Origin of the sequence: uncultured Gordonia sp., assembly GCF_937858515.1 — a bacterium.
Taxonomy (GTDB): domain Bacteria; phylum Actinomycetota; class Actinomycetes; order Mycobacteriales; family Mycobacteriaceae; genus Gordonia.
Window position 1 is genome coordinate 1 of sequence record NZ_CALLZT010000109.1, and the last position, 10118, is coordinate 10118.

The 10118-nt window shown below is 65.2% G+C and carries 15 protein-coding genes; 8 read left to right on the plus strand and 7 right to left on the minus strand.

Annotated elements, in window-relative coordinates:
* From rplB to rpsQ, 7 genes are all read left to right on the plus strand, one after another.
* Positions 1-749 (plus strand): 50S ribosomal protein L2 (rplB, locus tag Q0627_RS09900; RefSeq protein WP_298809413.1); only part of this gene is annotated, 749 nt, incomplete at its 5' end.
* A 20-nt stretch (positions 750-769) separates the two neighbouring features.
* Complete coding sequence (rpsS, locus tag Q0627_RS09905) at positions 770-1051, plus strand: 30S ribosomal protein S19 (RefSeq protein ID WP_005193585.1); 282 nt, start codon at positions 770-772, stop codon at positions 1049-1051.
* A 2-nt stretch (positions 1052-1053) separates the two neighbouring features.
* Entirely contained in the window at positions 1054-1452 is a 399-nt protein-coding gene (gene rplV / locus Q0627_RS09910; RefSeq protein ID WP_298809420.1) for a 50S ribosomal protein L22, read from the plus strand.
* 2 nt (positions 1453-1454) lie between these two features.
* Positions 1455-2261 (plus strand): 30S ribosomal protein S3, encoded by an 807-nt coding sequence (gene rpsC / locus Q0627_RS09915; RefSeq protein WP_291011816.1) that lies wholly within the window; start codon positions 1455-1457, stop codon positions 2259-2261.
* Between the two features lie 3 nt (positions 2262-2264).
* Positions 2265-2681 (plus strand): 50S ribosomal protein L16, encoded by a 417-nt coding sequence (gene rplP, locus Q0627_RS09920; RefSeq protein WP_005193588.1) that lies wholly within the window; start codon positions 2265-2267, stop codon positions 2679-2681.
* Positions 2681-2914: a 50S ribosomal protein L29 gene (rpmC, locus tag Q0627_RS09925; RefSeq protein ID WP_005193589.1), complete on the plus strand. Its 234-nt coding sequence runs from the start codon at positions 2681-2683 to the stop codon at positions 2912-2914. Before rplP ends, rpmC begins: the two co-directional genes overlap by 1 nt.
* Positions 2911-3204: a 30S ribosomal protein S17 gene (gene rpsQ, locus Q0627_RS09930; RefSeq protein WP_291011820.1), complete on the plus strand. Its 294-nt coding sequence runs from the start codon at positions 2911-2913 to the stop codon at positions 3202-3204. Before rpmC ends, rpsQ begins: the two co-directional genes overlap by 4 nt.
* Positions 3205-3263: 59 nt before the next feature.
* Here rpsQ and Q0627_RS09935 read toward each other — a convergent pair whose 3' ends face one another.
* Positions 3264-3914, minus strand: a complete 651-nt coding sequence (locus Q0627_RS09935) for a Fic family protein (protein WP_291011824.1) — start codon at positions 3912-3914, stop codon at positions 3264-3266.
* A gap of 9 nt (positions 3915-3923) precedes the next feature.
* Positions 3924-4130, minus strand: a complete 207-nt coding sequence (locus Q0627_RS09940; RefSeq protein ID WP_291011827.1) for a hypothetical protein — start codon at positions 4128-4130, stop codon at positions 3924-3926.
* Between the two features lie 492 nt (positions 4131-4622).
* Between Q0627_RS09940 and Q0627_RS09945 the strand changes: the two genes are divergently transcribed.
* On the plus strand, positions 4623-5063 hold the full coding sequence (locus Q0627_RS09945) for a hypothetical protein (RefSeq protein WP_291011829.1): 441 nt from the start codon (positions 4623-4625) through the stop codon (positions 5061-5063).
* Positions 5064-5162: 99 nt separating this feature from the next.
* Here the strand turns inward: Q0627_RS09945 and Q0627_RS09950 are convergent, their stop codons facing one another.
* The 5 genes from Q0627_RS09950 to Q0627_RS09970 all read right to left on the minus strand — a co-directional run bounded on the left by Q0627_RS09950 (position 5163) and on the right by Q0627_RS09970 (position 10060).
* Complete coding sequence (locus Q0627_RS09950) at positions 5163-6023, minus strand: glycosyltransferase family 2 protein (RefSeq protein WP_291011832.1); 861 nt, start codon at positions 6021-6023, stop codon at positions 5163-5165.
* An 84-nt stretch (positions 6024-6107) separates the two neighbouring features.
* Entirely contained in the window at positions 6108-6968 is an 861-nt protein-coding gene (locus tag Q0627_RS09955; RefSeq protein ID WP_291011834.1) for a glycosyltransferase family 2 protein, read from the minus strand.
* Between the two features lie 91 nt (positions 6969-7059).
* Complete coding sequence (locus tag Q0627_RS09960; RefSeq protein WP_291011837.1) at positions 7060-7917, minus strand: ABC transporter permease; 858 nt, start codon at positions 7915-7917, stop codon at positions 7060-7062.
* Complete coding sequence (locus tag Q0627_RS09965; protein ID WP_291011839.1) at positions 7914-8741, minus strand: ABC transporter permease; 828 nt, start codon at positions 8739-8741, stop codon at positions 7914-7916. Before Q0627_RS09965 ends, Q0627_RS09960 begins: the two co-directional genes overlap by 4 nt.
* Entirely contained in the window at positions 8738-10060 is a 1323-nt protein-coding gene (locus Q0627_RS09970) for an ATP-binding cassette domain-containing protein (protein ID WP_291011842.1), read from the minus strand. Before Q0627_RS09970 ends, Q0627_RS09965 begins: the two co-directional genes overlap by 4 nt.
* Positions 10061-10118 lie beyond the last annotated feature (58 nt).

Here is a 10118-nt window from a genome sequence, read left to right on the forward strand (position 1 = left end):
AGAAGTCGCTGGTCCGCCCGCTGCACGGCCGCGGTGGCCGTAACGCGCACGGTCGCATCACCACCCGTCACCAGGGTGGCGGCCACAAGCGCGCCTACCGTGTCATCGATTTCCGTCGTAACGACAAGGACGGCGTCAACGCCAAGGTCGCTCACATCGAGTACGACCCCAACCGCACCGCGCGGATCGCGTTGCTGCACTACGTCGACGGCGAGAAGCGGTACATCATCGCACCCAAGGGCCTGAACCAGGGCGCCGTCGTCGAATCCGGACCCGGCGCCGACATCAAGCCCGGCAACAACCTGCCGCTGCGCAACATCCCCACCGGTACCCAGGTGCACGCCGTCGAGCTGCGTCCGGGCGGCGGGGCCAAGATGGCCCGCAGCGCCGGTGCCTCGATCCAGCTGCTGGGCAAGGAAGGCCCCTACGCCACGCTGCGTATGCCTTCCGGTGAGATCCGCCGTGTCGACGTGCGCTGCCGCGCCACCGTCGGCGAGGTGGGCAACGCCGAGCAGTCCAACATCAACTGGGGCAAGGCCGGCCGCATGCGGTGGAAGGGCAAGCGCCCCACCGTCCGTGGTGTGGTCATGAACCCGGTCGACCACCCGCACGGCGGTGGTGAGGGCAAGACCTCCGGTGGTCGCCACCCGGTCAGCCCCTGGGGACAGCCTGAAGGCCGTACCCGTAAGAACAAGGCCAGCGACAAGCTGATCGTCCGGCGTCGTCGCACCGGCAAGAACAAGCGATAAGCACAGGAGGGAGTTAGAGAATGCCACGCAGCCTCAAGAAGGGCCCGTTCGTCGACGACCACCTCCTTGCGAAGGTGGACGCCCAGAACGAAAAGGGCACCAAGCAGGTCATCAAGACCTGGTCGCGCCGCTCGACCATCATCCCCGACTTCATCGGTCACACCTTCGCCGTCCACGACGGTCGCAAGCACGTGCCGGTGTTCATCTCGGACAACATGGTCGGTCACAAGCTGGGCGAGTTCGCGCCCACCCGCACGTTCAAGGGTCACATCAAGGATGACCGGAAAGCGAAGCGCCGGTAACCATGAGCACACAGACTGAAAACCCGACCGCCCAGGCGACGGCGCGCTTCGTGCGCGTCACGCCGATGAAGGCTCGTCGCGTGCTGGACCTGATCCGCGGAAAGGACGTCGACGAAGCGCTCGACATCCTGCGGTTCGCCCCGCAGTCGGCGTCCGACCCGGTGTACAAGGTGCTCGCGAGTGCCGTCGCCAACGCCACCAACAACCTCGGTGTCGACCGCCGGACCCTCGTGGTCAACACGGCGTTCGCCGACGAGGGCCCGACGCTCAAGCGGTTCCAGCCGCGTGCGTTCCGGATCCGTAAGCGCACCAGCCACATCACCGTGGTCGTGGAGTCGCTGCCGGAGAAGGCAACCGCGGGCCGCGCCCGTTCGCGCCAGCCGAAGAAGAAGGGAGCCTAGTAGTGGGCCAGAAAATCAACCCGCACGGCTTCCGTCTGGGCATCACCACCGACTGGAAGTCGCGGTGGTACGCCGACAAGCAGTACGCGGAGTACGTGAAAGAGGATGTCGCCATCCGCAAGCTCCTCTCGCAGGGACTTGAGCGGGCCGGCATCGCCAAGGTGGAGATCGAGCGCACCCGTGACCGGGTCCGCGTCGACATCCACACCGCCCGCCCGGGCATCGTCATCGGCCGCCGCGGCGCCGAGGCCGACCGGATCCGTGGCGACCTGGAGAAGCTGACCGGCAAGCAGGTTCAGCTCAACATCCTCGAGGTCAAGAACGCCGAGTCCGAGGCCCAGCTCGTGGCCCAGGGTGTCGCCGAGCAGCTGAGCAACCGTGTGGCGTTCCGTCGCGCGATGCGCAAGGCCATCCAGTCGGCGATGCGTCAGCCGAACGTCAAGGGCATCCGGGTCCAGTGCTCGGGTCGCCTCGGCGGCGCCGAGATGAGCCGGAGCGAGTTCTACCGCGAGGGACGCGTGCCGCTGCATACGCTGCGCGCCGACATCGACTACGGACTCTACGAGGCCAAGACCACCTTCGGCCGTATCGGAGTGAAGGTGTGGATCTACAAGGGCGACATCGTCGGCGGACGCCGCGAGCTTTCCGCTGCCGCTCCGGCCTCGGAAGACCGTCGTCCCCGTCGCCCCAGCCGGCCGCGTCGCAGCGGTTCGTCGGGCACCACGGCCACCAGCACCGAGGCGGGTCGCGCCGCCGAGGCTCCGGCCGAGGTTCCTGCCGGCGCGGGCACCGAGAAGCAGGAGGGCTAGCCCATGTTGATCCCTCGCCGGGTCAAGCACCGCAAGCAGCACCACCCCAGCCTGAAGGGCCAGGCATCGGGTGGCACCAAGGTCACCTTCGGTGACTACGGCATCCAGGCGCTCGAAGGCGCCTACATCACCAACCGGCAGATCGAGTCCGCTCGTATCGCCATCAACCGGCACATCAAGCGTGGCGGCAAGGTCTGGATCAACATCTTCCCGGACCGCCCGCTCACCAAGAAGCCGGCCGAAACCCGCATGGGTTCGGGTAAGGGTTCGCCCGAGTGGTGGGTCGCCCCGGTCAAGCCGGGTCGGGTGCTGTTCGAGATGACCTACCCCAATGAGGAGATCGCTCGCGAGGCCCTGCGTCGCGCGCAGCACAAGCTCCCCATCAAGACCAGGATCGTCACCAGAGAGGAGCAGTTCTGATGGGACTGGGAGTGGCAGCAGCTGAGCTGCGTGACCTCACCGACACCGATCTGGTCGACCGTCTGAAGGAGTCGAAGGAAGAGCTGTTCAACCTTCGTTTCCAGATGGCCACCGGCCAGCTCGACAACAATCGTCGGCTGCGGACCGTGCGTCGTGAGATCGCCCGGATCTACACCGTGATGCGTGAGCGCGAACTCGGCCTTGCGGCCGGGCCGGACGGTGACGACGCATGAGTGAGGACCAGAACGTGACCGAAACCCAGGCTGCTGAGGTTCGTAACCGCCGCAAGGAGCGCATCGGTTACGTCGTCAGCGACAAGATGCAGAAGACCATCGTGGTCGAGCTGGAAGATCGCAAGAGCCACCCGCTCTACGGCAAGATCATCCGGACCACGAGCAAGGTCAAGGCACACGACGAGAACGGCGATGCCGGCGTCGGTGACCGCGTGCGGATCATGGAGACCCGTCCGCTGTCGGCGACCAAGCACTGGCGCCTCGTCGAGGTGCTGGAGAAGGCCAAGTAGGCCCCTCGCAAAGCCACAAAGCGGCCCGTCCCCGGTTGGGGGTGGGCCGCTTTGCCGTGTTACCAGGGCGGTTCGATGAGTGCGCGGTGGAAGGCCGGGACCAGGTAGGCCGGATCGGGCTCTGCCGGCCCGGCCCAGGTGGATACCGCGCTCGGGTCGGGCAGACTCAGCCGCGAACCGTGGATCCAGTCGGCGATCGGCACCCGCGAGTAGTCGAGCTCCCAGCCGTGTTCGCGGGCCAGGAGCCGCACCAGGAGTTTGCCGGCGCGTCCGTTGCAGTCGCGGAACGGGTGCGCGTAGTTGAGCCGCGCGTATACGTGCGCAAGCACCTGCGCGGTCTCGTCGTGCCCCAGCTCCGCCCAAGGTTGCTTCCGGACGAACCGGGCCATCGTGGCCAGCTGGCGGTCGATGACGTGTGTAGGGGCGAACGAGACGCTGCCGCGGCCCAGCTCGTAGATGCGGCATTGCCCGGCCCACGGATAGATGTCACCGGCGAGTGCCCGATGCAGGGCCTTGAGGTGGTCGAAATCGTACGTCGCGGGGATGCGCGTCGACCCGTCGAGTACGCGCAGTTCGGCGTCGGTGGCCAGTTCGAACTCGGCGCGCTGCAATTGCCGGGCATCGGTGATACCGAGCTTGTTGGCCAGGATGTAGGTACCCGGGATGAACGTGGCCTCCCACGCGGCACGGGCCTTGCGTTGCCGGAACACGGCCGCGCGTCAGCTGCCGCGCCGCCACTTGGCGAGCAGGTCGTCCCTGCCGCACTCACCGCGGCGCAGTGCGACCATTGTGGCGACGAAGTCGTCGTCGGGGTCGAGGCCCTCGTGCATCGCGCTGCCGAGGGTCCCGACGAGGTCGGCCCGCTGCTGGGCTGTGAGCGGGGTGAGTGCGGCGGCAAAGCGCCTATCGAGCCGTAGATCGGTCATAGCATCAGTATCGGATCGATCAACGGCTCCGGCCTCCCGACACCGTCGGGGTCAAACCCTGGGTCCGGACTAGATCCCGGGTTTGATGGTCAGCGTGGGTGTGGCGCTCCCGAAGGAGAAACCGAAGAGGTCCAGGAGATTACCGAGGGGATCGCGATTGTGGTGGTGTCTCGGGTGCTGTGACAAGGGTTCTCTCCATCCAAAATGATGCGGATACCTGGTGTGATATTCGCTGCGCACCGGATTCTAGTACGAGTGCCCAGGTGTTCGTGTAAGCATCGGCAAACTGCTGGTCTGCGTGATCTGAGCGCACCTGCGACCCGCCTCGCCGGTCTCAAGTAACAAGTGACCTCGCACAGACCGATAGAGAGTGGGGGCCTGCGGCGACCCGATGGCCACTCGGTGTAGTCGCTACCATGGCGATAGTCGCCGGGACTCGACGCGGCACGCTGTCTAAGAGTACTGAGAGCCCGGCATACGGAAGGAATGATGATGATCAGAAAACTGTCAGTGGCGCTGCTGGCGCTCGTCCTGTCGGCGGGGGTGGCGGGAGCCGTCGCCGGGCAGGCAGATGCCTATCCGCGTTGGCAGCCCGGTGGAAACAACTACGGGCCCGTCACCAACGCCGTGAACATCACTGTGTGGACCAAGGGCAACAACTACCGGGCACCCCGGGTATATATCACGACCGCCACCGGGCGTTACGTCAAGGATGCGCGCTATGTCGGGTACCCGATGCGCCGTCCGGGCCGTACGGGCTTCTCGTATGTGGCCAACAACGTACCGCAGGGTGTGGCGCTCAAGGTGAGGGTCGCCAGCCCGCACCAATTCCTCGGTGGTGAGCGACTGTACTTCCAGAACTTCCACTTCACCAAGCACCAGGAACGGACCGTCGGACTGATCCAGGCCGGCCTGGGAAGCTTCACCGAGTAGATCGGTCATGGGGGTAGATCGGCCATTGGGCGAATCCGACGCCGCCTCAGCGCATCTGCATTCGATGCATGCACGGAGGCGGCGTCGTGCTTCCACGGATCAGTCGGCGAGTGGGGAGACGCGTGATTCCTTGTTGCGCATGAGGAAGAACGGTACAAAGCGTTTGGTCTCGGGGTTGTAGTTGTGCTGGATGAGCCACAGCAGCCGGAAGCTCTTGGTGACCTGTGGCATCTGCCCCTTGTACCATTCGGCCCGATCCTTCAGTCCGTGAGCTTCGATCGTGTCCAGTGTGGTCTGAATGTAGGGTTTGATCTCATCAAACGGCGACTTGAAGCGGCGCGCCGACACCAGCACATAGACGGTGTGGCAGTACCACATTTTCAGGCCGACCTTGTCTGCTGCACAGGCGATGTCGATGTCCTCGTGCAGGTTCGCCCGCCCGATTAGATGTGGTTTGACGGCCTCCCACGCACGCTTTCGCAGGACGTTGTTTCCGCCTGCCAACGGCCACGTGTCCTTCTCCGGAGGGGCTGCCAGCAGTTTTGGCCACATCTTCTTGATTCTGCGTTCTTGCTTGGCGGCGCCGGGGTTGTCATGGAACAGGACCGGTCCGGTCAGGGCGTCGAGTTCGGGGTTGGCTTCCATGAACCGCACGACCTGCTCACACCATTCCGGAGGGAGGATGGCGTCGCCGTCGGTCCGGCCGATGACATCACCGGTCGCGGCGTTGAGTCCTGTCGTCCTGGCGTACATCAGGCCCTGCTGAGCTTCGTTCAACACGACGAGGGGAAGTCGGTCGGCGTAGCTGTCGACGATGGCACGGGTACCGTCCGTCGAATTGTTATCGACGATGACCACCTCATCGACGGGCCTGGTTTGGGCTACCACTGAGTCAAGGCAGGCGGCCACGCCCTCCTCTTCGTTGTATACCGGCAGGACCAGGCTCAGGCTAAGCGTCATCCGTCAATCCTAAGGGAATGCCGAGGCCGGTAGGTCCGGTGATTCGGGTGGCGATGCGGATTCGTGGCCTTGCGGGTTCCAGGATCAGGGAATGGCGACCGGTGAGACCCGCTCCTTCTTGTCCTTGCGGAGGAAGAACGGCACGATCCGGTCCTTGTCCGGGTCGTAGTTCTGCTCGATGGCCCACAGGATCGCGAAGTTCAGTCCGATGGCGTACTTGTTCTTCTTGAGTGCGTTGACGAGTTCCTGGTCGTCGTGTGCCACGGCCGTGTCCATCATGGTGCGCCCGTACTGCAGCAGTTCCTTGCGTGAGGACCGGAACCTGCGGGCCGACACGTCGGCGAAGACGCGAGGGGCGTACCACAACAGGGCCGACGACTTCTTGAGCGCCATCGACAGGTCCATGTCCTCGTGTAGGTCGGCCCTGCCCACCAGGTGCGGCTTGGCCTTCTCCCAGGCGGTCTTCCGGATCGCCATGTTGTTTCCCGACAGCGCGTCGGTGACGCTCGGTTCGGTGTTCATATACGTATCCAGCGCGGCAGTGCGCTGGCGTTCCTGCAGACGTTTCCAGGGCAGTTCGTAGAAGAACTGGCTGCCGGCGATCGCGTCGAGCTCGGGATCGCTCTCGATGTACTGCTCGACGCGCTCGCACCAGTGCGGGTCGAGAAGGGTATCGGCGTCGATACGCCCGATGACCTCGCCGGTGGCGGCGTCGAATCCGGCGTCCCGCGCGTACATAGCGCCCTGTCGTGATTCGGACAGGACGGTCATCTGCAGACGGCCGACGAAGCCGTCGATCACGCTCCGTGAGGCGTCGGTCGATCCGTTGTCAACGACAATCACCTCGTCGGGCAGCCGGATCTGCCGGGTGACGGCTTCCAGACACGCGCCGATGTAGTGCTCTTCATTGTAGACGGGAATTACCAGGCTCAGCCGCAAGGTCACCCGCACAGAGTAACGCAGTTCGGCGGGCGGCAAAGGGTGCGGGGTGACCTTGTCAAGGGACTGAACGGTCTGATATGCCCGGTATCCTGCTCTATCCGCGGGCGGTGGCCGCTCTGCGGTATCCGCGGATGGCCGGATAGATGAAGACGACGATCAAAGAGACCGACCAGATGAACACGATGACGAGCTTATGGGCGATGGCACGATCGCCCAGGGCCAGGCCGCGCATCACATCGATCGCCGGTGACATCGGTTGATACTCGACGATCGGCTGCAGCCAGTCCGGATACATGTCGACCGGGGTGAATCCCGAATTGAAGAACATCAGCACCGTGGACAGCAGCGAGACGTAGTGCACCATTGAGGCGCCCGGGGGGCTGTTGACCGCCAGTGCCATGATGAACACCGAGAACGCCACGCCGTACAGCACGGCGATACCGACGAGGCCGACGACAGTCCACGTCCCTTCGGCGAATCGGAACCCGAGCAGACATCCCACTCCGAGCAGGACGAGGGTGGTCACCAGGATCCGGACCAGTTCGGCGATGATCCGTGCCGTCAGGTCCGCGCCCCGGTGAATCGGCATCACGTACAGCCTGCTCAGCAGACCCGCCGTGCTTTCCTGGTTCAGCCGTAGGGCGGTGGCCATCGACCCGAACATCGAACCCACGAGAATGATCATCGGCACCGAGCCGTACACGCTGTTCAACCCGGTGGCGCGGCCGATGGTGTCGCCGAGGACCACCTTGATCAGCACCATCGACAAGGCAGGCATCAGGATGGTCTGAACGGTGGTGAACGGTTCGCGGGCCCAGATCAGGAACTGCCGTCCCGCGAGCACCATCGAGTGTGCCCACCAGCCGCGCAGGCTCCACTCGGGTGGGGCACCGACCTCGGCGGCCGTGAGCGAGCGCAGTTTGGTCGTGGGGGTCACAGAGTGTGAGGTCATCGTGCGAGCGCCGCCTTCCGCGTGCCGATCGCGATCAGGACCGACGCAACGGCCGTGAGGCCGACGCACCACCAGATGGCGGGACCGATGTGGTACCAGCTCAGGTTGTACTCATCGAGTGCGCGCAGCGCGTTGGTGATCTGTGACACCGGCTGATTCCGGACGAACGGCTGAATCCACTCGGGAAAGCGCTCGGGCGGAATAAACCCGGATGAGCACATGCTCAGGATCATCAGTGGCAGACCGATCACCTGGCTGGTGGCCTGCGGAGTTCCCGCGACCATGCCGATGCCGTCGGCCACCATGCTCACCACGATGCCGACGATCATCGCGAACGAATACAGCAGGACCAGACCCATCACACCGCCTTGCGGCCGCCAGCCGATCACCAGACAGATGGCGGTTGCGAAAATGATCGACAGGACCAGAAGGATCAGATTGGTCGACACCCTGGCCAGCATCGGTACGGCCTTGTGCATGGGTAACGCCCGGAAGCGCGTCGAGATGCCACGATCCATGTCGAGCGTGACACGCATCGCAGCGGTCGATCCGGTGAAACCGATCGACTGCAACAGGATGATCGGCATCAGGAACTGCGCGTAGTTGATGCCGCTGACATCCATCAGGCGCCGCAGCGGCACATAGAAGCACACGGCCAGCAGGAGCGGGGAGATGATGGCGAAGATCACCTCGCCGTTCTTCATCACGTGGATGAGTCCGCGGTGGCTCAGGGCCAGCCACTGTCCGAGAGGGCTGATCTGTGGCGTCCGGACGCCGACCAGCCGCGCGTCGACGTCGGCGGCGGCGGCCGTATCCGCTGTCACGGGGCATCCTTTCCTGCCGTGTTCGGATCGGTGAGATAGAGGAAGACCTCATCCAGTGATGGGCGCCGCAACGTGATGTCGGCGAGTTGGATCCCGGCATCCGCGGTCCGGCGAACCACCTCGACGAGGGTATCGGCCCCGTCGGGGGCGGGTACCGACACGGTGAGACCGGGCGGCTGTGTGTGATCGGGTCCGAGCAGATCGGCCAGCGTAGCCAGCAGCCGTGGCAGTTCGGTGGCGTACTCGGGTGTGACGTCACAGTACGCATTGCCCGTGCGAGCCTTGAGCTCGTTCGCAGTGCCCTGGGCGATCACCCTGCCGCGGTCGATGACCACGATGTTGTCGGCCAGCATGTCCGCTTCTTCGAGATACTGGGTCGTCAGCAGGGTGGTGACGCCGTTGTCGCGCAGGGTCTCGATGAGCGACCACACATCCTGGCGGCTACGGGGATCGAGGCCCGTGGTCGGCTCGTCCAGGAACACCACACTCGGCCAGGTGACCAGACCGCACGCGATGTCGATCCGCCGGCGCATACCGCCCGAGTAGTCGCGCACCCGTTTGTCGGCCGCTTCCACCAGGTTGAAATGCTCGAGGAGTTCAGTGGCGCGGAGCTTGGCCTCCTTCTTCTTCAGGCCCAGAAGCCTGCCGAACAGGACGAGGTTCTCGCGGCCGGTGAGCGATTCGTCCAGCGACGCGAACTGGCCGGTCAGCGCAATCGACCGGCGGACCTGCGCGGCCTCCTTGCCGATGTCGTGCCCGGCGACCACCGCGTGGCCGCCATCGGGTTTGAGGAGAGTGCACAGCATGTTGACGGTGGTGGTCTTGCCGGCACCGTTGGGGCCGAGCAGGGCCAGGATGCTGCCGGTGGGGACCACCAGGCTGACGTCGTCGACGGCGACGAAGTCCTTGAAGAGCTTGCGCAGGCCCACGGCCTCGATCGCCGGGGGAGCCTCGGAGGCCGGCCGCGCGCCGATACGTGTTCCGGCCGGCGTCGGAAGCTGGTGCCTGGCGGGTGGCCGAACGGCCCGCACCACCGGCAGGATGTCGGTGATGTCCGGGTCGTGGGTACCCGTCGGCCCGAGCATGCGTGGCAGCGCCCCGGAACCGGGTGCGATCGAACCGTTCGCGTCGGGCCGGCCCAGCGCATCGCCGCCGGCGGGCGCTGCCGGAACCTCGCTGCCACGCCTGTACCGCAGCCCGGGGGACGATGGTGCGCCGCCATCGGCTCGATGTGCGGGCTGGGCGGCCGGAGTGCGACCACCGCCGGGGGACGCGAGTGCGCCCTCGCGGTCGCGAGCTGGCCGGTCGGCGTGGGTCATGCTGCTCCTGGTGTGTACGAGAATCTGACGAGATGACCGTCATCTCAGAGCATACGGT